The sequence below is a fragment of the Streptomyces sp. NBC_00631 genome, assembly GCF_045206895.1.
Classification (GTDB): domain Bacteria; phylum Actinomycetota; class Actinomycetes; order Streptomycetales; family Streptomycetaceae; genus Streptomyces.
In genome coordinates, this window is the sequence record NZ_CP107734.1 from 9,181,162 (window position 1) to 9,202,509 (window position 21,348).

General features: G+C 70.2%; 13 protein-coding genes and 1 pseudogene. 4 read left to right on the top strand and 10 right to left on the bottom strand.

Going from position 1 to position 21,348, the window contains the following annotated elements; all coding sequences use genetic code 11:
- Positions 1 to 30 precede the first annotated feature (30 nt).
- The 6 genes from narI to OHB00_RS41845 form a co-directional block, all read right to left on the bottom strand.
- Positions 31 to 753 carry a respiratory nitrate reductase subunit gamma gene (gene narI / locus OHB00_RS41820; RefSeq protein WP_406442940.1) on the bottom strand — a complete coding sequence of 241 codons (723 nt, stop codon included), beginning with the start codon at positions 751 to 753 and terminating at the stop codon, positions 31 to 33.
- Positions 750 to 1,244, bottom strand: coding sequence for a nitrate reductase molybdenum cofactor assembly chaperone (gene narJ, locus OHB00_RS41825; RefSeq protein WP_406442942.1), 495 nt, complete (start codon positions 1,242 to 1,244; stop codon positions 750 to 752). Before narJ ends, narI begins: the two co-directional genes overlap by 4 nt.
- Positions 1,244 to 2,848 (bottom strand): nitrate reductase subunit beta, encoded by a 1,605-nt coding sequence (gene narH, locus OHB00_RS41830; protein ID WP_406442944.1) that lies wholly within the window; start codon positions 2,846 to 2,848, stop codon positions 1,244 to 1,246. Before narH ends, narJ begins: the two co-directional genes overlap by 1 nt.
- Positions 2,848 to 6,531 carry a nitrate reductase subunit alpha gene (locus OHB00_RS41835; protein WP_406442946.1) on the bottom strand — a complete coding sequence of 1,228 codons (3,684 nt, stop codon included), beginning with the start codon at positions 6,529 to 6,531 and terminating at the stop codon, positions 2,848 to 2,850. Before OHB00_RS41835 ends, narH begins: the two co-directional genes overlap by 1 nt.
- A gap of 78 nt (positions 6,532 to 6,609) precedes the next feature.
- Positions 6,610 to 7,425, bottom strand: a complete 816-nt coding sequence (locus OHB00_RS41840) for an SAM-dependent methyltransferase (RefSeq protein WP_406442948.1) — start codon at positions 7,423 to 7,425, stop codon at positions 6,610 to 6,612.
- A 17-nt stretch (positions 7,426 to 7,442) separates the two neighbouring features.
- Complete coding sequence (locus OHB00_RS41845) at positions 7,443 to 8,306, bottom strand: helix-turn-helix domain-containing protein (RefSeq protein WP_406442950.1); 864 nt, start codon at positions 8,304 to 8,306, stop codon at positions 7,443 to 7,445.
- 302 nt (positions 8,307 to 8,608) lie between these two features.
- Between OHB00_RS41845 and OHB00_RS41850 the strand changes: the two genes are divergently transcribed.
- Positions 8,609 to 8,914, top strand: a complete 306-nt coding sequence (locus OHB00_RS41850) for a 4a-hydroxytetrahydrobiopterin dehydratase (protein ID WP_406442951.1) — start codon at positions 8,609 to 8,611, stop codon at positions 8,912 to 8,914.
- A gap of 147 nt (positions 8,915 to 9,061) precedes the next feature.
- Here the strand turns inward: OHB00_RS41850 and OHB00_RS41855 are convergent, their stop codons facing one another.
- Together OHB00_RS41855 and OHB00_RS41860 are read right to left on the bottom strand one after the other, a co-directional pair.
- A complete protein-coding gene (locus OHB00_RS41855) occupies positions 9,062 to 11,728 on the bottom strand; it encodes a cellulose binding domain-containing protein (protein ID WP_406442952.1) in 2,667 nt (888 codons plus the stop codon).
- A gap of 229 nt (positions 11,729 to 11,957) precedes the next feature.
- On the bottom strand, positions 11,958 to 14,876 hold the full coding sequence (locus OHB00_RS41860; RefSeq protein ID WP_406446206.1) for a glycoside hydrolase family 48 protein: 2,919 nt from the start codon (positions 14,874 to 14,876) through the stop codon (positions 11,958 to 11,960).
- Between the two features lie 279 nt (positions 14,877 to 15,155).
- On the opposite strand from OHB00_RS41860, the gene OHB00_RS41865 reads away from it, so the two are divergent.
- Together OHB00_RS41865 and OHB00_RS41870 are read left to right on the top strand one after the other, a co-directional pair.
- A complete protein-coding gene (locus OHB00_RS41865; protein WP_406442954.1) occupies positions 15,156 to 16,637 on the top strand; it encodes a cellulose binding domain-containing protein in 1,482 nt (493 codons plus the stop codon).
- Positions 16,638 to 16,738: 101 nt separating this feature from the next.
- Positions 16,739 to 18,460, top strand: coding sequence for a glycoside hydrolase family 6 protein (locus OHB00_RS41870; RefSeq protein ID WP_406442956.1), 1,722 nt, complete (start codon positions 16,739 to 16,741; stop codon positions 18,458 to 18,460).
- Between the two features lie 116 nt (positions 18,461 to 18,576).
- Here the strand turns inward: OHB00_RS41870 and OHB00_RS41875 are convergent.
- Positions 18,577 to 18,890 (bottom strand): annotated as a pseudogene (locus tag OHB00_RS41875) (phytanoyl-CoA dioxygenase); the annotation flags it as partial.
- A gap of 160 nt (positions 18,891 to 19,050) precedes the next feature.
- Between OHB00_RS41875 and OHB00_RS41880 the strand changes: the two are divergent.
- Positions 19,051 to 19,968 carry a class I SAM-dependent methyltransferase gene (locus tag OHB00_RS41880; RefSeq protein ID WP_406442957.1) on the top strand — a complete coding sequence of 306 codons (918 nt, stop codon included), beginning with the start codon at positions 19,051 to 19,053 and terminating at the stop codon, positions 19,966 to 19,968.
- Positions 19,969 to 20,437: 469 nt separating this feature from the next.
- On the opposite strand, the gene OHB00_RS41885 is transcribed toward OHB00_RS41880, so the two are convergent.
- Complete coding sequence (locus tag OHB00_RS41885) at positions 20,438 to 21,133, bottom strand: glycoside hydrolase family 75 protein (protein ID WP_406442959.1); 696 nt, start codon at positions 21,131 to 21,133, stop codon at positions 20,438 to 20,440.
- Positions 21,134 to 21,348: the final 215 nt, after the last annotated feature.

Sequence of the window (21,348 nt, forward strand, 5' to 3'; positions counted from 1 at the left end):
GCGGGAGAAACACCGGAGACTGGAAGGAGCTCAGTCGCGGGTGGTCTCCCAGCCCCGCCGCTCCGGGCGGGGGCCCAGCTGCCTGGGGTCTCTCGACCGGTACACCACGTACGGGCGGAACAGGTACTGGACCGGGGCGCTGAACATGTGGACCAGGCGGGTGTAGGGGACCAGGGCGATGAGGATCATGCCGATGACCGCGTGGATCTGGTAGAGGACCGGGACGTCCGACATCAGTGCCGTCTTCGGCTGGAGGGTGAACAGGCTGCGGGCCCAGGGGGCGATGGTGCCGCGGTAGTCGTAGCCGTCGCCGGAGGCATGGGTCAGTTTCGCGGTCATGCCCAGCACGGTCGCGGCGACCAGGACCAGGTACATGACCTTGTCGTTCGTCGTCGTCGCGCGCAGGACCGGGGCCCGGGTGCGGCGGCGGAAGAGGAGGAGGGCCAGGCCGGCCACCGCGAGGACGCCCGCGAGCGTGCCGCCGTAGAGGGAGAGCAGGTGGTAGGTGTGCTCGCTGACGCCGAGCGACCGGGTCCAGGACGCCGGGACGAACAGGCCGACGAGGTGGCCGGCCAGGACGAACAGGATGCCGTAGTGGAAGACGGGGGAGGCGATGTTCAGCAGCCGCGACTCGTAGACCTGGGAGGAGCGGCTGGTCCAGCCGTACTTGTCGTAGCGGTGGCGCCAGACGAGGCCGGCGACCAGCAGGGCGCAGGTGATGTAGGGCAGGGCGCCCCACAGCAGTGTGGTCATGGGCGCGCTCCGGTCGGCGCCGTCGGCAGGGTGGCGCAGACCGCGTCCAGGACGGACGCGTACGGGGTGCCGAAGTCGGAGAGCCTGCACCGGAGTTGTGCCAGGCAGTCGCGGTGCTCCATGAGCAGGTCGGTGTTGCCGGTGCGGGCCGTGAACTCCAGGACGGCGGGGAGGAAGTCCGGCAGCTCCTCACCGGTGAACTCCATGCCGTACGCCTTGTAGATGTCCTGGAACCGGACCAGGGACATGCCGCGGCGGCGGGTGTCGCCGTCCCGCCACCAGCTGAGGTAGAGGCTGTGCCGGTTCTTGAAGTCGAAGACCTGCACGTAGTGCGCGGCCAGCTCCTGCGGTGGGGTCACCGTCGCGTGGTCGGTGAACTCCCGCAGTTGCGGGGCGGCTTCGCGCAGCAGCGGCAGCCGGGCGATGAAGTCGTCGTCCGGGTAGGTGAGGCAGAGCGCCGCCGCCTGGTAGAACACCGCGTCCGAGGGCATCAGTCCTCCTTCGCCTCGTCGGGAGTGTCGGCGGTCTGCCGTCTGCGCAGGATGTGGAAGTTCTCCACCGACACCAGAGGGAGCAGTTTGCGGCCCGAGTCCTGGCCGAAGGGGCCGTCACCGCCCATGCCGGGGCCGCCGTCGAAGTCGAGGCTGCAGCCGTCGGGCAGCGCGGACTCCTCCAGGCGGCGGGCGTCACCGACGGCCGCCGTCGGGATCACGTACCGGTCCTCGTACTTGGCGATCGCCAGCAGCCGGTACATGGCCTCGATCTCCTCCGGCCGCATCCCGACCGCGGTGGCGATCGCCGCGTCCGGCTCCTCGCCCAGGTTGAGCGCCCGCATGTGGGAGCGCATCGCCGCGAGCTTCTCCAGACAGGCGCGGACCGGGGCGGGGTCGCCCGCGGTGAACAACTCGGCCAGGTAGGCGAGGGGGATGCGCAGGGTGTCGATCGCGGCGAACAGGTTGTCGGCGTCCTCGCCGTCGTGGCCGGTCTCGGAGAGCGCGTCCACGACCGGGGACAGCGGCGGGATGTACCAGACCATGGGCAGCGTGCGGTACTCCGGATGCAGGGGCAGCGCCACCCGGTACCTGCTGATCAGCGCGTGGACCGGGGAGCGGCGGGCCGCCTCCGTCCAGTCGTCCGGGATGCCCGCCGCCGCGCAGGCCAGCCGCACCGCCGGATCCTCCGGGTCGAGGAAGACGCCCAACTGGGCTTCGTACAGCGCCTTCTCGTCCTCGGTCTCGGCCGCCGCCGTCACCTTGTCGGCGTCGTAGAGGACCACCCCGAGGTAGCGCAGCCGGCCCACGCAGGTCTCCGAGCAGACCGTCGGCAGGCCGACCTCGATCCGCGGATAGCACAGGGTGCACTTCTCGGCCTTGCCGGTGGCGTGGTTGAAGTACACCTTCTTGTACGGGCATCCGGTCACGCACATCCGCCAGCCCCGGCAGCGGTCCTGGTCGACCAGCACGATGCCGTCCTCGGCGCGCTTGTACATCGCCCCGGACGGACAGGAGGCCACGCACGACGGGTTGAGGCAGTGCTCGCAGATGCGGGGGAGGTAGAACATGAAGGTCTGCTCGAACTCGAACCGCACCTTGTCCGAAGCGTGTTGGCGGGTGCGCTCGATCATCGGGTCCAGGTCGCCGTGGGCGGGGGCGCCGGCCAGGTTGTCGTCCCAGTTCGACGACCACTCGATCTTCGTGGGTTTGCCGTCGAGCTGGGAGACCGGGCGGGCCACCGGGTAGTCGTCGCCGAGCGGGGCGTCGGTGAGGTTCCGGTAGTCGTACGTCCAGGGCTCGTAGTAGTCCTTGATCTCCGGGAGCCTGGGGTTGGCGAAGATCCCGGCGAGCTTGTGCAGACGGCCGCCCGCCTTCAGCTTCAGGGCGCCCCGCCGGTTCAGTTCCCAGCCACCGCGCCACCTCTCCTGGTCCTCGTAGCGGCGCGGATACCCCTGGCCCGGCCGGGTCTCGACGTTGTTGAACCAGACGTACTCCATGCCCCGCCGGTTGGTCCACGCCTGCTTGCAGGTGACCGAACAGGTGTGGCAGCCGATGCACTTGTCGAGGTTCATCACCATCGCGATCTGGGCCATCGGACGCATCAGTACTCGACCTCCTGGGCGCGGCGCCGGATGACCGTCACCTCGTCGCGCTGGCTGCCCGTCGGGCCCAGGTAGTTGAAGGCCCAGGACAGCTGGGCGTAACCGCCGATCAGGTGCGAGGGCTTGAGGATGAGCCGGGTGAGCGAGTTGTGGATGCCGCCGCGCCTGCCGGTGGTCTCGGTCTTCGGGACGGCCACCGTGCGTTCCTGGGCGTGGTGCATGTACACCGTGCCGGCCGGCATCCGGTGCGAGACGACCGCCCGCGCCACCACCACGCCGTTGCGGTTGACCGCCTCCACCCAGTCGTTGTCCCCCACTCCGATGGCGTCCGCGTCCTGCGGCGACATCCAGATGTTCTGGCCGCCCCGGGAGAGCGCGAGCATGAACAGGTTGTCCTGGTACTCGGAGTGGATCGACCACTTGTTGTGCGGGGTGAGGTAACGGACCGTCACCTCACGCTGGCCGTCGGGGCCCAGGCGCGGTTCGCCGAACAGCTTGTTCATGTCCAGCGGGGGGCGGTACACGGGCAGCGTCTCGCCGAGCTCGTGCATCCAGTCGTGGTCGAGGAAGAAGTGCTGGCGGCCGGTGAGCGTGTGCCAGGGCTTGAGGTGCTCGGTGTTGAGGGTGAACGCGGTGTAGCGCCGGCCGCCGGACTCGCTGCCCGACCACTCCGGTGAGGTGATCACCGGGACCGGAGCCGCCTGCGTGTCGGCGTACGTGATCCGCTTGCCCTCGTGCTCGGCGGCCAGGTGGGCCATCTCCTGCCCCGTGCGCTGCTCCAGGGTGCGGAAACCCTGCGTGGCGAGGCGGCCGTTGGTGGTGCCGGAGAGCGCGAGGACGGCGTTGGCCGCCTTCACGGCCGTGTCGAGTGACGGGCGGCCCCGGTATCCCCTGCCGTTCAACTCGGCCAGTCGGGCGACCTCTTGATCAGGTTCGAGAACGATCCCCTTGGCGGGCAGACCGAGTTGCTCCACCAGAGGTCCGAGAGCCGCGAACTTGGCGCCGATCGCCGTGTAGTCCCGCTCCACCACGGTCAGGTTCGGCATGGTCCGGCCGGGCACCGGCTCGCACTCCCCGCGCTGCCAGTCCCGGACCACCCCGCCGGGCTGGGCCGTCTCGCCCGGGGTGTCGTGCTGGAGCGGCGTGGCCACCAGGTCCCTGCGCACCCCGAGGTGTTCGACGGCCAGCTCGCTCAGCCGCTCCGCGAGCGCCTTGAAGGTGTCGAAGTCGGTGCGGGCCTGCCAGGGCGGGTCCACGGCCGGCGTGAAGGAGTGCACGTACGGATGCATGTCGGTCGACGACAGGTCGTGCTTCTCGTACCAGGTGGCGGCGGGCAGGACGACGTCCGACAGCAGGGTGGAGGAGGTCTGCCGGAAGTCCAGGCAGAGCAGGAGGTCGAGCTTGCCCTCGGGTGCCTCGTCCCGCCAGGTCACGTCCCGGGGGCGCCGTCCCGGGGCCGCCTCCTCGGCGCGCAGGGAGGAGTGCGTCCCGAGGAGGTGCTTGGTGAAGTACTCGGCGCCCTTCGCCGACGAACCGAGCAGGTTGGCCCGCCAGAGGGTCAGGACGCGCGGCCAGTTCTCCGGGGCGTCCGGATCCTCGCACGCGAACTTCAGGGTTCCCGCCCTCAGTTCGGCGACCGCCCCGGCCACCGGGTCGCCGGACACCTCACCGAGTTCGAGGGGGTTGCGGTCGAAGGTCGGGTACGACGGCATCCAGCCCGAACGGGCCGACAGCGCGAGGCAGTCGGCGCCGGTCATCCCGGTGAACCTGCCCGCGCCCAGGGGCGAGGCCAGGGCGTCGGCGCCGAACCCGTCGTAGCGCCACTGGTCCGTGTTGAGGAACCAGTAGGCCGTGCCGATCATCTGGCGCGGCGGCCGGGACCAGTCGTTGGCGGAGGCCAGGCAGGCCCAGCCGGTGACCGGGCGGCACTTCTCCTGTCCCACGTAGTGCGCCCAGCCGCCGCCGTTGCGGCCCTGGCAGCCGGTGAGCTGGAGCAGGGCCAGGAACGCGCGGTAGATGGTCTCGGAGTGGAACCAGTGGTTGGTGCCGGCGCCCATCAGGATCATGCAGCGGCCCTTGGAGCGTTCGGCGGTCCGCGCGAACTCCCGGGCGATCTTCACGCACTTGGCGGCCGGGACCGAGGTGTGCCGCTCCTGCCAGGCGGGGGTGCCGGGGGCGTCGGCGTCGTCGTAGTGGGTGGGCCAGCGGCCCGGCAGCCCGTGCCGCCACACGCCGTACTGGGCGAGCAGGAGGTCGTGGACGGTCGTGACGAGGGGGCCGCTCGCCCCGCCCAGCCGCGTCGCCGGGACCCCTCGCCGCAGCACGTCCCCGCGCCCCTGCCCGTGCGCGCCGCCGTCCGTGTCGAAGCGCGGGAGCAGGACCTCGACCGCGGCCGCGACCTCACTGCCGTACAACGTCAGCTGCGGTTCGACGGACCCGAGTTCCAGGTTCCAGCGGCCCTTGCCGGAGTCCGTCCAGCGGAAACCGAGGGAGCCGTTCGGGACCACCGCGCGGCCGGACACGGCGTCCAGGACGACCGTCTTCCACTCGGCGCCCTCGCCGTCCTGTCCGAGGTCGGTGGCGCGCAGGAACTTGCCCGGCACGTAGGCGCCGTCCCGTTCGGTGAGCGTCACCAGGAACGGCAGGTCGGTGAACTTCCGTACGTAGTCCGCGAAGAACGGGGTCTCGCGGTCGACGAAGAACTCCTTGAGGATCACGTGGCCCATGGCGAGGGCGAGCGCGCCGTCGGTGCCGGGGTGCGGGTGCAGCCACTCGTCGGCGAACTTCGCGTTGTCCGCGTAGTCGGGAGAGACGACCACGACCTTCTGGCCGCGGTAGCGGGCCTCCGCCATCCAGTGCGCGTCCGGGGTGCGGGTCACCGGGACGTTCGAGCCCCACATCATCAGATAGGCCGCGTCCCACCAGTCACCTGACTCCGGCACGTCCGTCTGGTCGCCGAAGACCTGCGGGGAGGCCACCGGCAGGTCCGCGTACCAGTCGTAGAACGACAGCATCGGGGCGCCGATCAGGGAGTGGTAGCGGGCGCCGGCCGCGTGCGACACCATCGACATCGCGGGGATGGGGGAGAAGCCCGCGATCCGGTCCGGGCCGTACGTCCTGATCGTGTGCACCTGCGCGGCGGCGGCGATCTCCACCGCCTCGTCCCAGCTCGCCCGCACCAGGCCGCCCTTGCCGCGGGCCCGCTGGTAACGGCGGCGGCGCTCCGGATCGTTCTGGATGTCCGCCCACGCGAGCACCGGGTCCGTGAGCCGCTGCTTCGCCTCCCGGTACATCTCCAGGAGCACGCCCCGGACGTAGGGATGACGCACCCGCGTCGGCGAATACGTGTACCAGGAGAACGCGGCGCCGCGCGGGCAGCCGCGGGGCTCGTACTCGGGGCGGTCGGGGCCGACCGACGGGTAGTCCGTCTCCTGGGTCTCCCAGGTGATGATCCCGTCCTTGACGTACACCTTCCAGCGGCACGAGCCGGTGCAGTTCACCCCGTGCGTGGAGCGCACCACCTTGTCGTGGCTCCACCGGTCCCGGTAGAAGGCGTCGGCCTCCCGGCCGCCGGTCAGGGCCACGCTGTGCAGGTCGGGGGCGGGCGTGCCGGGCCGGAAGAACCGGGCGGCGCTCAGCAGCGCCGCACCCGGCTCCTTCGGCGGTGTCCGCGTGTCCGTCACGTTGGCTCCCTCGCTCACCCGTCGCTTCGACGCTAGGGGCGGGCACGGGAACGCACCTGTTCAGGGCAGCCGGACGGGTCAGACCTTCCGGGCGACACCGCCGTACACCGGCACGATGCCCTCCGCCTGGACGGCCACGTCCACCGGCTCCGGACGCCAGCCGGAGACCGGGATCACGCCGGGGCCGAGCAGCTCCAGGCCGTCGAAGAAGCGGGAGAACTCGGGGAGCGTACGCGGGTGGAACGGCGTCCCGCTGCGCCGGAAGTTCGCGGCCGCCTGCTCGATCGCCTCCGGGCTGAGGTCCGGGGTGACCTGGGAGAGGATCAGATGGCTGCCCGGGGCGAGCGCCGCCACGTACCTGCGCAGCAGGCCGTACACGTCGTCGCCGTCCACGTCGTCGTCGAGGTAGTGGGTCAGTGCCACCAGTGACAGCGAGACGGGCTCCTTGAAGTCCAGGGTCTCGGCGGCCCGGGCCAGCAGGGTGTCGGCGTCACGGACGTCGGCGTGCACGTACTCCGTGCTGCCCTCGTCCGTGCCCCGCAGCAGCGCCTCCGCGTGGCGCAGCACGATCGGGTCGTTGTCCGCGTACACCACCTTCGACTCCGCTGCCACGCCCTGCGCCACCTGGTGCAGGTTCGGCTCGGTCGGGATGCCCGTGCCGATGTCCAGGAACTGCCGGGTGCCGGACTCGGCGACGGTCCGTACGGCCCGCTGCATGAACCGGCGGTTGGCGCGTGCCCCGCGCAGCACGGTGCCGTCCACGGCGAGGATCCGCCGGGCCAGCTCCTCGTCCACCGGGTAGTTGTCCTTGCCGCCCAGCCACCAGTCGTACACCCGCGCCGGATGCGGCCGGCTCGTGTCGATCGCGGTCGGGGCGGGCTCGGGTGCGGTCACAGTCCGTACTCCTCAGATCAGATCCGGTCGCGGTACTCCCGCAGCAGTTCCTCGGTCCGCTGTGCCGAGGCCGCCCGGGCCGTCATGTGGTCCAGGACCTCCAGATGCGCCCCGACCTCGTCGCGGGAGTCCAGGTACAGGGCGCCGGTCAGGTACTCCGTGAAGACCATGTCGGGCAGCTCGGGCTCGGCGAACCGGAACAGCGTGAACGGCGCGTACGTCCCCGGGTGCGGGCCGCTCGCGAACTCGGCGATCTGGAGGGTTATCCGGTCCCGCTCGATGTAGGCGAGGAGCTTGTCGACCTGGTCGCGCATGACTCCGCAGTCGTTGCTGACCTGGCGACGCAGCACCGTCTCGTCCATGATCACCCACAGGTGGGGCGGATCGTCCTGCTCCAGCAGCCGCTGCCGGGTCATGCGCAGCGCCACATGCCGCTCGACGGCCGTGGGATCGCTGTGGCCGATCGTCCCGGCCTCCATCACGGCCCGCGCGTACGCCTCGGTCTGCAACAGGCCGGGAACGAAGTGCGGTTCGTAGGAGCGGACGACCCGGGCGGCGCCCTCCAGGCTCACGTACAGGCTGAACCAGTCCGGCAGCACGTCGTGGAACCGCTGCCACCAGCCCGGCTGGTTGGCCTCCTCGGCCAGCCGCACGAACGCGGCCTGCTCCTCCTCGGCCACCCCGTACGTCTCCAGCAGCACCTGGATGTACGGGATTTTCAGGGCGACCTCGGCCATCTCCATCCGCCGTACGGTCGCCTGCGCCACCCGCAGCACCCGCGCCGCCTCGTCCCGGCCCAGGCCGGCCGCCTCGCGCAGCTCCTGCAGCCGCTTGCCGAGCACGACCTGTCCTACCGTGGGCGCAGCACGCCGCTCACTCACGCCACGCCTCCCCTACGTGCACAAGTACGGGGAGCAGTGTGTCACGCGATGCCGCGTCGCACACCTGGTCGAGGGAACAACTTCCATCAACTTACCAACGGGTTCGGGTATTTGATGACCGCGTGCCGAAAGGCGTACGACCGTGATCGAGGAGCGGCCCCCTCGGCGACGCGTCGACCAACGGGCAGGCGACGCGCAGGCGACGCGCTGACGGCGGCGAGCGGTCGCCGCCCGGAGGGCCCGGCCATGGCAGGCTGAGCGCACATACGCCCCTCGCCGGTCCCCGGGAAGGAAGCCGCACCATGGCCGTCGCACCACTGTCGCAGAAGGAGATCGAGGACCGGCTGGCCGAGCTGCCCGGCTGGTCGCTGGAGGGTGACCGGCTCGCCCGCGCCTACCACCTCGACTCGCACTTCGCCGCCGTCGCCCTGGTCGTGCACATCGCCCGCATCCAGGACGAACTCGACCACCACTCCGACCTCACCCTCGGCTACAACACCGTCACCCTCACCGTGAACACCCACAGCGTGGGCGGTGCGGTCACCGGCAAGGACTTCGAACTCGCCCACCGGGTGGAGGCCATCGCCCCGGGCCACGGCGCACACTGACCGGCGTGCTCGACCACGGCAAGGAAACCGACGCCTTCGACTCGCGAGAAGCGGGTGCTGGGTGCACGGCCCCGCGGCCGGGCGCCTGTACGTCCTGTACGTCAGACGGTGGGTGCGCGCCCCGTGCGGTGCGCACCCACCGGTGGCTCAGGTGACCGTGCAGGTCTGGTCGCCGAGCTTGAAGGCGGTGGGCTCGGTGTTGGTGCCGGTCCATGTGCCCGTGAAGCCGAAGGACACCGAGGAGCCGGACGCCACCGTGCCGTTCCAGCTGACGTTCTTGGCCGTCACGGCCGTGCCGGACTGGGTCCAGTCGGCGTTCCAGAGCTGGCCGACGGTCTGCCCGTCCGGGAAGGACCAGCCGAGGGACCAGCCGCTCCACGCCGTCGAGCCGGTGTTGGTGAGCCGGACGTCCGCCTGGAAGCCGCCCGTCCACTGGTTGGTGATGGTGTAGCCGACCGTGCAGGCGCCGGACGGGGTGGGATCACCGCCACCGTCATCGCCCCCGCCGCCCCCGCCGGTGTCGGACGTGTCGCCGTAGATCACGCCCCGCCCGTTCGTCGAGACGTACACCCGCCCGTACACCCGCGGGTCGCCCGTGATCGCGGCGCCCGTCCAACCCCACTGGTGCGCGTCGTCGTTGATGCGTGTCCAGGTCGAACCCCTGTCGGTGGAGCGGAAGATGCCGCGCACTCCGCCGATCTTCGCGCTGGTGTAGAGGGTCTGGTACGAGGCTCCCGGCGCCGCCTTGCCGAAGCCGATCGTGTCGGCCTGGCCGACGTTCGCGAGCTTGGTGAAGCTCGTGCCGCCGTCGGTGGAGTGCCACAGGCCGTACGCGCCGTCCGTCGCGCCACCGGCCAGCCATACGTCGCCCTTCGTCCCGGGCAGGGCCTTGAACCGCACGCTGTCACCGCTCGGCAGTCCGGCCGCGGCGGACGCCGCGAAGGTCGCCCCGCCGTCCGTACTGACGTAGAACCTGCCGGACTTGAAACCGTAGAAGGTCTTCGTGTCGACGCGGTCGGACTCGACGATCGCGCCCGCCGGGATCCCGCTCGACGCCGACCAGGACGAGCCGAAGCCCGTCGTGTACTGCACGCCGGCACCGGCCGGGCTCCACACGAACCGGCTCCCGTCGGCGGCGGCCGCGACGGTGCCGCCGCCGCTCACCCCCGAAGGGTCCGTCCCGGCGAACCAGTTGGCTCCGTTGTCCGTCGAGAACGCGATGTGCGGGCCCGAGTCCAGGTCGCCGACCCGGACCACGGTGTTCGGGTTCGACTCGGCGAAGTCCAGGCTCGTGGTCGTCGTGAACGTCGGGGACGTGTACATCATCGACGGGACCTTGGTGAGGTCCGTGTGGCGGAAGCCGCCGATGTCACCCAGCGCGCTGAAGAGCTGGGCGCCGCCCGACGGGGGAGCGGCCAGGTCGTCGACCGAGGTCTCCTCCAGGCCCTGCACCATCGGCCTGACCGTGAACTGCCCGCCGCTGTCCCACTTCGTCAGGTCCTCCGTGCCGTACAGCGTCGCTCCCGTCCCGTACATCATCCGGTCCGAGTCGAACGGGTCGATCTCCAGGGACTCCGTCATCCACCCGAGTTTCGGCGTCTGTTCGGGCGGCGACGGGTTCGCGCCGAAGGTCAGCCAGGGGGAGGACGAGACGTCGATCGCGTAGCGGTTCGAGCGGTTCGGGTACGACGTGTAGTCCCAGGCCTTCGTCCAGGTCGCCCCGCTGTCCGTGGAGCGGAAGATCTGGGTGTCCGGCCACCAGGAGCTGTACGCCGTCGCCATCACCGTGCCGGGGTGCTGCCGGTCGACCGTCAGCCCGGAGAAGCCGTAGTACGTGTCGGCCTCCGCGACCGGGCTGATGTTCGTCCACGTGCCGGTCGCCGTCGCGTAGCGCCACAGCTGGCCCTTGCCGCCGTCGTACGGGCCGCCCTTGTCGCTGTAGGCGAGGTAGAGGTAGCCGTTCTTCGCGTCCAGCACCCCTTTGTGGGCGAGGTACCCGGTCGGCTGACCGGCGAGCCTCGTCCAGGTCGCGCCCGCGTCCGTCGAGCGGTACACCGCGTTGTCCTTGTCGGCGACCCCGACGTAGATCGTCTTCGTCGCCGCACCGGCCGTACCGGTCGACTCGTCGAAGGTGACCCACACGATGCCCTGGTTGTCGGAGGCGTAGCCGGTGGTGTCGGTGGGATCCTGCGCGTAGTTGCCGGCGTCGGGGAAGTTCGTCACCTGCGACCAGGTCACCCCGGAGTCCGTCGACCGCCACAGCCCCTTGCCGCTGGGCGCGCCCAGGTACAGCACGCTGTCCTTGTTCGGGTCGATCGCCAGCCGCTCGCCCATGCCCCGGCCGGGCATGTTCCCGCCGAGCTTGAACGGCAGATCGGCCTTCTGCCAGCTGGCACCCCGGTCGGAGGAGCGCAGCACCGCACCGTTGGTCGGGTCCCAGCTGTTGGTGTACGTCCCGACGGCCGCGTACACCTTGTCCGGGTCCACCGAGTCGGAGGCGAGGCTGACGACCCCCGTGTGCCCCCACTCGTCCCAGCCGACCGAGTCCAGCAACGGCGTCCAGGTCTTCGTCGCCTCCGACCAGCGGTAGGCACCCCCGATGTCGGTACGGGCGTAGGCGAGGTTCTTCTCGGTGCGGTTGAAGATGATCCCGGGCACGAATCCGCCGCCGTCGATCCGGGCGTTGTGCCAGGTGTAGGTGTCGGCGGCCAGGGTCACCGGTTGCGTGTCATGAGCGGCGAGTGCGGGCGGGGTGCCCACGAGCAGACCGGCGGCGAGGGCCAGCACGGCGGTGAGGATGCGGGTTCTTCGCACGGGGGTCCCTTCCGGAGGGGGATGAGGGGTAAGCGCTTTCTCGATGGTGTGAGAGTTGCCGGGCCGTCCCCAGTGCGGGTGAGGACGACCCGGCAAGCGGTTCTGTCACAGTGCGCGTCGGGCGCAGCGCCCCGTCAGGGGCGCTGGGGCACCCCCGGCCGAAGGCCGGGGGAGGAACTGCGCGACCAGCCACGACGAAACCCGCAGCCGGCCACCGCAGTCACCGGAACTACTCCAGCAGCTCCGCGTACGACCCCATGGCCAGCGCGATGTCCGCCTGGGCCCAGAACCGGTGATACGTGAAGACAGGCGCGGCCCCGCCCGCCAGATAGCTCTGGATCTTCGACCACGCCGGGTCGCTCTGGTAGAAGGACCGCAGCGACGCGAACGTCGACGACGAGTTGATCGCGTCCCCGTTCGGCATCTTCCCGCTCCACCCGCTCGGCACGTACACGCTGTCGTCGAAGCGGTTGTAGTCGGCCCGTGTCTCCGGCACCGCGATCCCCAGGCTGTCCTGGTAGTTGTTCCACATGCCGTCGAGCAGCGCCTTGGCCGTGGACTTCGCCGTCGCGTCACCGGACTTGGCGGCGTAGTACGTCAGCGTCTTGGCGTACGCGGCAGCGACACCCACGTCGTTGGTGTAGTCGGAGACCGTGACGTGAAGTCCGCTGTTCGACCCCGGACTCGCCGCGTTCCAGGTGTCGGGCTGCCCCGACCACTGGAGCGTCGACGGGATCAGATACGTGCCGTCCGGGTTGATCGTGGTCTTGGACAGCGCCCACGCCACCCACTTGTCCAGGATCGTCTTCGCCGTGGCGTTGCCGGTCTGCTGGTAGTACTCGGCGACCCGCTCCATCGACCAGGCCTGGAAACCGAACCACTGGTTGGACGGCGGGTCGTGGTACACCGGCTCCCAGTCGTAGTACATGCCGTAGAACGTCGACGTACCGGACGGCGGGCTCGCGTACCGCCCCTGCCAACTGTTCGTCGCACCACCGGCGATGGCCCCCTCGGACGACTGCAGCCAGCGGTAGAACTCCAGCTGCCGGGTCAGCGATGTGCCCCAGTCCGAGGCCCCGGTCGCCGACTTGGGCTTCAGGTCGGCGTACGAGCTCAACGCATAGGCGGCCAGCGGGTTCTGGTAGCCCCCGTGCACATGGCTCGAACCGATCCGCCACGCCCAGCCCGCGCTGGAGTCCGTCGCGCCGCCCCAGGCGTAGTACCAGGAGAGCAGGTAGTCCGAGGCGTCCTTGCCGGTGCCGGCCGCGCAGGTCGTCGGGCCCACACAGTTGCCGATCTTCTTGAAGTACTTGTCGTACATCGCGTAGCGCAGGTAGTCGCCCATCTTCGCCGCCTTGCCCACGGTGGCGGAGACGTCACTGCCCTTGCCCTGCTGCTTCGCCCACACGTCCGCCCAGTACGCGGCCTGCACGGCACGCGCGTCGGCGTCCGGGGCGTCCGTGTACTTCCACTGCTTCGCGTAGGACGAGTCACCGGTGAACAGGTCCAGGTACCCGTTCGTGCCGCCGAACTTGAAGGCGTCGCAGGTCGGTTGTGGAACCGTCTCCCACACCGACTCCTGCGGACCGCGCTGGAAGGTGTTGATGTAGGAGGGGCCGTCGGCCGTCGGACCCGCCTCGCAGGAACCGCCCGGTGTGTCGCCGTAGCCGTAGACGTTGTCGACGTCCTCCAGCCAGTGCATGCCGTACACGTCGTCCGTGCCGTAGGCGGTCTTCAGTTCACCGGCGATCGGGTCCGAGCCCACCGACACCGACGTGTCCAGCTTCGCCGGGTACTCGTTCGGCGTGTCCAACTCCGGTGCGTAGGTGGCCGGTTTGGACGCGTTGTAGAAGGAGTTGGTCGGCTGGTCCGCGTGGGTCGGGATCATGTACTTCTCCATGAGGGCCCACGCGCCGTTGAACTTGGACCAGTCACCGGTGACCTTGCCGTACATGGCCTGCAGCCAGAGAAGGTAGCTGTACGCCTCCGACGTGGTCTCGTGGCCCTGGTCGGGGGCCTCGACGATCAGCGTCTCGACCGAGTGGTACGGGATGCCCTCGGGGGAGAAGTAGCCGTTCGCCGGGTCGGTGATCTTCCCGTAGAGGTCCAGGAACCGCGCGTCGTACGCGCTCGACGCGGCCAGCTCGGTCACGGTGACCGTGGCGCCGGTGTAGCCGGTCGCCGAAGCCGTGAACGTCGCGGTGCCGGTGCCGGCGGAGTCCGCGGCCACCGTCACGTTCTGCGCGGTGCTCCAGTTGGACGGCGTGAACGTGAGCGACGATCCGGCGCTCACCGACAGCCCGGTGTTGCCGGCCGTGCGGGCCACGGACACGGTCACGTTGGCGCTCGGCTGCTTCGACAGACTCACCCCGATCACGCCCGTCGCGCCCTGCTGGATGCCCAGCTGGGTGGGCGAGGCGACCACCGCCGGGCCCGAGGCGACCGTGATGCCGACCGGTGTCGAGGACGCCGACGCGCCCAGGCTGTCGTACGCCTTCGCCACCAGAGAATGACTGCCCACGGTCAAACTTGAGACCGAGAGCGAGTACGGCGAAGTCGTGTCGGTGCCCAGCAGCGTGGTGTCGTCGTAGAACTCCACCTTGCTGATCGTGGCGCCGTCGGCCGCCGCCGCGGTGGCCGCCAGGGGGATCGCGTCGCCCTGCGTGTAGACCGCGCCCGCGCTCGGGCTGGTCAGCACGGCGATGGGCGGCTGGTGGGCGCCGGCGCAGGTCGTACCGTTGATCGCGAAGGCGGTCGGCGCCGCGTTGCTGCCCGTGTACGAGAACTGGGCGCCGGTCGACACCGCCGCGCCGGCCGCGATCGTGCCGTTGTACGACGCGTTCTGCACGGTGACCGAGGCGCCGGACTGGGACCAGGTGCCGTTCCAGCCGCTCACCAGCTTCTGGTTGCCGGTGTACGCGTAGGTCAGGGTCCAGCCGTTGATCGCGTCGGTACCGCGGTTGGTGAGGGTGAGGTCGGCGGTGAAGCCGGTGCCCCAGTCGTTGGTCTTGTAGTCCACGCTGCACTGGACGGTGGCCGCCTGAGCGGGAGTCGTGCCTGTGGCGAGCATCGACAGCGGCAGGGCGAGGGCCGCGACGACAGCGGTCCACAACCGCCGTACGGCTCTGCGTCTCCTCCCGGGGTGCATGGCATATCCGGGTTGCATGTGCTGGTTCCTCCTTGCGCTTGCGGCTCGGGGAGAAGTCAAGGCTTGAACCAGTGGGAGCGCTCCCATAGTGGGGACGCGGCATGGTGCGGTCAAGGCTGTTGAAGAGTCGAAAAGATTCGACGGACGTCACTGAGGAAAAGTCAAGCGACTCCTCTGTTCTTTGCCCCCACTTGGCGCTACCTTCCTTCGCACCAGTGGGAGCGATTCCGTTCAGTCGACGCGTCCGTCACGACGCGCCCGAGCTGCAAGGAGTCGCTCATGCGACACCCCCCGCGTTCAGTTCTTTTAGCCGTCACCGGTGCGGTCGCCCTCGTCGGGGCCGCACTGGTGCCGGTGGTGTCGGCGTCCGGCGCCACACCCGCGTGCACGGTCCAGTACACGGTCACCAGTCAGTGGGACACCGGCTTCCAGGGTTCGGTGACCATCACCAACAACATGGCCGCCGTGAGCAGTTGGAGCCTGGGCTTCGACTTCGGAGGCGGCCAGAAGGTCACCCAGGGCTGGAGCGCCAAGTGGTCCCAGTCCGGTACGACGGTCACCGCCACGAACGAGAGCTGGAACGGCTCCCTCGCCACCGGCGCCAGTGTCAGCGCCGGGTTCCTCGCCTCCTGGTCGGGGAGCAACGCCGTACCGACGGCGTTCAGGCTCAACGGCACGACGTGCAACGTCGATTCCGAGCCCACACCCACGCCGACTCCGACGCCGACCGAGCCGCCCACCGGCGGGTCGGCACCGGCCCTGCACGTCTCCGGCACCAAGCTCGTGGACGCCGGCGGCACGGCCCACCGCCTCCTGGGGGTGAACCGCTCCGGCGGCGAGTTCATGTGCGTGCAGGGCTACGGCATCTGGGACGGCCCGGTGGACGACGCGGCCATCAAGGCGATCGCCGACTGGAAGGCCGACGCCATCCGCATCCCGCTCAACGAGGAGTGCTGGCTCGGCCTGTCCAACGTCAAACCCGAGTACGCGGGAGCCAACTACATCAACGCCGTGAAGGACCTGGTGGCCCGCGTCGAGTCGTACGGCCTGACGCCGATCCTCGAACTGCACTGGTCCTACGGCCAGTACACCGGCAACTCCTCCGGCTGCTCCGACGTGCACGCCACCTGCCAGAAGCCGATGCCGGACGCCCAGTACGCCCCGTCCTTCTGGTCCTCGGTGGCCGGCACCTTCAAGGACGACCAGGCGGCCGTCTTCGACCTGTTCAACGAGCCCTACCCGGACCGGGCGACCTCGACGGCCACCCAGGCCTGGCAGTGCTGGCGGGACGGCGGCACCTGCCCGGGGATCGGCTACGAGGTCGCCGGGATGCAGGACCTGGTGGACAGCATCCGGGGCGCCGGCGCCAGGAACGTCATCATGATCGGCGGGCTCGCGTACTCCAACGACCTCAGCCAGTGGCTGACGTACAAGCCCACCGACCCGGCCGGCAACCTCGTCGCCGCGTACCACGGCTACAACTTCAACACCTGTGCCAGTGAGAGCTGCTGGAACTCCACCCTTGCCCCGGTCGCGGCCCAGGTCCCCCTGGTCGCCGGGGAGATCGGCGAGAACACCTGCTCGCACGCCTTCGTCGACCAGGTCATGAAGTGGTTCGACGACCGCGGCCTGTCCTACCTGGGCTGGACCTGGAACACCTGGGACTGCTCCTCCGGCCCGTCCCTGATCTCCGACTACAGCGGTACGCCCACGGCGTACGGCGTCGGGCTGCGCGACCACCTGCGGGCCATCAACCCGTAGCCACGTCCACCGAAGAAGCACGTCCACCGAAGAAGCACGTCCACCGAAGAAGCACGTCCACCGAAGAAGCACGTCCACCGAACAAGAAGGAACCCGCACTCATGAGTCGTACCAGAACAGCGGTGTTCGCCGCCCTGGCGCTCGTCGCCGGGGTGTCCGGGCCGGCGGTCGCCGTGACCCCGGCCGCCGAGTCGGCGATCTCCGCGATTCCCTGCACCGTCGACTACAAGATCCAGAACGACTGGGGCGCCGGCTTCACCGCCGCCGTCACCGTCACCAACAACTCGGCCGCCAAGTCGAGTTGGGCGGTGAAGTGGTCGTACGCCGGTAACCAGCAGGTGACCAGCTACTGGAACGCCAAGGTCGCCCAGAGCGGCACCGCGGTGACCGCCGGCAACGAGACCTACAACGGCACGCTGGCGACCGGCGGTTCGGTCAGCTTCGGCCTCAACGGGTCCTACAGCGGCACGAACGCGATCCCCACCTCCTTCACTCTCGACGGTGTCACCTGCAACGTCGACGACGGCACCGGCAGCGGTGGCGGTGGCGGCAACAGCGGTGGCTCCGGCACCCGCGTCGACAACCCGTACTCCGGCGCCAAGGTGTACGTGAACCCGGAGTGGTCCGCGAAGGCCGCCGCCGAACCGGGCGGCACCCGCGTCTCCAACCAGCCCACCGGCGTCTGGCTCGACCGCATCGCCGCGATCAACGGCGTGAACGGCGGCATGGGCCTGCGCGACCACCTCGACGCGGCCCTGGCCCAGAAGGGCAGCGGCGAGGAAGTCGTCCAGCTGGTCATCTACGACCTGCCCGGACGCGACTGCGCCGCCCTCGCCTCCAACGGCGAGCTCGGTCCGACGGAGATCGACAAGTACAAGACGCAGTTCATCGACCCGATCGCGGCGATCCTCTCCGACAGCAAGTACGCCTCGCTGCGGATCGTCACCACCATCGAGATCGACTCGCTGCCCAACCTCGTCACCAACACCGGCAGCCGGGCCACCGCCACCGCCAACTGCAACACCATGCTGGCCAACGGCAACTACGTGAAGGGCGTCGGCTACGCCCTCGCCAAGCTCGGTGCCATCCCCAACGTCTACAACTACCTCGACGCCGGCCACCACGGCTGGCTCGGCTGGGACGACAACTTCGCCCCGGCGGCCAACGTGTTCAAGCAGGCGGCCACCAGCGAGGGCGCGACCGTCGACGACGTCCAGGGCTTCATCACCAACACGGCCAACTACAGCGCCCTGAAGGAGAACAACTTCACCATCAACGACTCGGTGAACGGCACCTCCGTCCGCCAGTCCAAGTGGGTCGACTGGAACCGCTACGTCGACGAGCTCTCCTTCGCGCAGGCCTTCCGCACCGAACTGGTCTCGGTCGGCTTCAACTCCGGCATCGGCATGCTGATCGACACCTCCCGCAACGGCTGGGGAGGCAGCGCGCGCCCGGCCGGCCCCGGCCCGACGACCAGCGTGGACGCGTACGTCGACGGCGGCCGCTACGACCGCCGGATCCACGTCGGCAACTGGTGCAACCAGTCCGGAGCCGGCCTCGGCGAGCGCCCGCAGGCCAGCCCGGCCGCCGGCATCGACGCCTACGTCTGGATGAAGCCTCCGGGCGAGTCCGACGGCTCCAGCACCGCCATCCCGAACGACGAGGGCAAGGGCTTCGACCAGATGTGCGACCCGACGTACACGGGCAACGCCCGCAACGGGAACAACATGTCCGGCGCCCTGCCGAACGCGCCGCTGTCCGGGCACTGGTTCTCCGCGCAGTTCCAGCAGCTCATGGCCAACGCGTACCCGCCGTTGTCGTGAGTGCCGGGTGAGGTGAGATCGAAGCTGCGGGCCGTGTGTGGCTGGTCGCGCCCGCGCGGCGCAGCCGCACAGGGGAGCAGCCCCGCGCCCCTTCGGGGGCGCGGTTGTCGCCGGGGTCAGGTCTTGAGGGTCAGGCCCCGGCGGATGGCGATCTCCACCGGCGCGTAGTCCCCGTCCGGCCGCTCCCACTCGCAGGGAGCGGCCGGCATCAGGGGTGGCTGGGCCATGAAGCGGGGGCGGGTGCCGTGGTGCGGCTGGGCCGCGTGCACCAGGAACGGGTGGCACAGGGAGACGTCGCCGGGGCGGCCGGTGGCGTACGCGAGGGGGCGGTGCGCGGAGGCCTCGACCAGCCGTGGGGCGATCTCCAGACCGGACACGCCGTCCTCTCCGTACGGCTCCAGCAGCGGCGGTACCCGTCGAGATGTGAGCCCGTCGGTCAGGAAGCGTGCCGCCAACTCGTCGTCCACCCGGTCATCGTGGCCCGTCCGCCTTGCCGTCCGCATCCGGTTTTTTGCCGCACCGGCAACAGGAGTGGCCTCCGGGCGGTGCGTCGTCGCACTCTGGCGGCACCCGGACGAGAGGCTGATCCCATGGCGCACGACCACCACCACACGGACACCCACAAGCCCAGCCACACCCACGACCACCACCACGCCCACTCGGACACCGACATCGACTGGGCCGAGATGGCCGGTCACCTGGAGTCGCAGGCGGAGCTCTTCGCGCCCCTCTACGAGACCGCGCTGAGCTGGCTCGGAAAGGAGGTCACCGAGCCTGGGCTGATCGTCGACCTCGGCAGCGGGCCGGGGGTGGTGTCCTGTCTGTTCGCCGAGATGTTCCCGGGCGCGCGGGTGCTGGCCGTGGACGGCAGCGAGCCGCTCCTCGACCGGGCCCGCGCCCGTGCCGAGCGGCAGGGACTGGCCGACCGCTTCGGCGTGCTCGCCGGAGAACTCCCCGGTGTGCTGGACGAGTCGGACTACCCGGCGGACCTGCTGTGGGCCGGGCACAGCCTGCACCACCTCGGCGACCAGCAGGCCGCGCTCACCGCGTTCGGCGAGCGGCTGGCCCCCGGCGGCACCCTGGCCGTCCTCGAAGGCGGACTGCCCACCCGGTTCCTGCCCCGCGACATCGGCATCGGCCGCCCCGGGCTCCAGGCCCGGCTGGACGCGCTGCAGGAGGACTGGTTCACCCGGATGCGCGCCGAACTGCCCGGCTCGGTCGCCGAGGCCGAGGACTGGCCGACGCTGCTGTCCCTTGCCGGCCTCAAGTACGCCCGCACCCGCAGCTTCCTGCTCGACCTGCCCGCCCCCGCCTCCGACCGGGCCCGCGCCTACGCGGTCGAGATCTTCTCCCGCTTCCGCGACACCCTCACCGACGAGCTCCCCGCCGACGACCGCGCCACCCTGGACCGCCTCCTCGACCCGGCCGACCCGGCGAGCCTGCACCGCAGGTCCGACCTGTTCGTCCTCGGCGTCCGCACCGTGCACACCGCGGTACGGCCCGCCTGAGCGGGCTGCCGATTCGCGCCCTGCAGGGGGCGCGAGGCGGTGCCGTGCGGCGGGCGTCCCGCGCTGCCGGGAGGACGGCCGGACCAGCGTCGTGCACACCCTCTCCCCGCACCGGCTGACCGGGCCGGCCCCGGCGACCGTACCGGCCGGCGACGGCCGGGTCCTCGCCCTCGGATTCCCCGCGGGGGCCCGGGAGTTGCACATCGCCACCCTCATCTCGCCGACCGGAGCGTCCCGTCGCGGCCGCGGGAGGGCGCGGCCGACCTGTGCGTCCGGGCGGGCGGCGGTGCGTCGCGGGCGCAGTGGCGGCAGTACCTGCCGTCCGTGCCGTACCGCGCCACCTGTGGCACCTGACCTCGCGAACGTTCACCGGGAACGCTCGCAGTGCCGCGCCACGACGGCCCGGTACCGTGCCCGGTACCGGGCCGCCCGCCCTCCCCGGGCCGGTGGCGGCGCGAAAGCGCCTCGGTCAGTTGTTGGCGAGGAACTGCTTGGCCAGCTGGTCGCCGAGGGAGACCGCGGCGCTGTGGCTCTCTATGGGGGACACCTTGGAGTTCTTGAACAAGATGTACGTCACGCCGGAGTCGGCGCCGCCGGTCGCCGGGTCGGGGTCGATGCCGAGCGCCTTGGCGGTGGCGTACGACGCCTCGCCGATGATCTTCGTGGGGCCGGTGTCGCCGACCACCGCGTACTCGACCTTGTTGTTGTAGATCACGGCGACCACGCCGCCGCCCTTGATGCCGGCACTGGAGTAGTTCCAGATGCTGCTGGAGCTGGGGACCACGATGTACGGCAGCGACTCGGCCTTCAGCGGCTTGCCGTCGGACTGGTGGAAGGCGGTGTCGTCCTGGTACCAGGGGTCGCGGTCCTCGTTGCAGTTGGTGGTGCGCTGCCCGTCGCAGTCGATGTCCATGTCGGCCTTCCAGAAGACGGCGCCGTTCTTGCCGCAGACGGGGATGGTGGCCGAGGTCTCGTCGTCGGTCTTGTACTTGCCGCTGGAGATCTGGGAACAGGACTTCACCTTGGCGAGCAGGTCCGCCGCGCTGACCGAGCCCTCCTGGGCGGACTTCGGTACGGCGGCGCCGGACGCGCTCGCGGGAAGCACTCCGGCGGCGAGCAGTGCGGCCCCGGAGGCCGCGGCAAGGGTCAGTGTTCGGATGCGCACTGTGGGGGGTCCCCTTCTGTTAGGAAAGTTTCCTGACCGGGTGTCGTACAAGGTGGACCCGCCTGCATGTCCGCGTCAACCCCTGGATGTCAACTCGGTGATTTGTTGCGCATTGCGGTGATATCAGGGCCGGGGAACACTGGTGTGGCAGGACATTCCGGATATTTGCGCAGGAGCCGTGCGGGGGTTGAGCGGTGGCTCCGGTGGTGGCTCCT

What these genes read in the sequence shown, in the direction of transcription:
- narI (WP_406442940.1), bottom strand. Translation starts at nt 753, where the DNA reads ATGACCACACTGCTGTGGGGCGCCCTGCCCTACATCACCTGCGCCCTG.
- narJ (WP_406442942.1), bottom strand. Translation starts at nt 1,244, where the DNA reads ATGCCCTCGGACGCGGTGTTCTACCAGGCGGCGGCGCTCTGCCTCACC.
- narH (WP_406442944.1), bottom strand. Translation starts at nt 2,848, where the DNA reads ATGCGTCCGATGGCCCAGATCGCGATGGTGATGAACCTCGACAAGTGC.
- OHB00_RS41850 (WP_406442951.1), top strand. Translation starts at nt 8,609, where the DNA reads ATGGCCGTCGCACCACTGTCGCAGAAGGAGATCGAGGACCGGCTGGCC.
- OHB00_RS41860 (WP_406446206.1), bottom strand. Translation starts at nt 14,876, where the DNA reads ATGCACCCCGGGAGGAGACGCAGAGCCGTACGGCGGTTGTGGACCGCT.
- OHB00_RS41865 (WP_406442954.1), top strand. Translation starts at nt 15,156, where the DNA reads ATGCGACACCCCCCGCGTTCAGTTCTTTTAGCCGTCACCGGTGCGGTC.
- OHB00_RS41870 (WP_406442956.1), top strand. Translation starts at nt 16,739, where the DNA reads ATGAGTCGTACCAGAACAGCGGTGTTCGCCGCCCTGGCGCTCGTCGCC.
- OHB00_RS41880 (WP_406442957.1), top strand. Translation starts at nt 19,051, where the DNA reads ATGGCGCACGACCACCACCACACGGACACCCACAAGCCCAGCCACACC.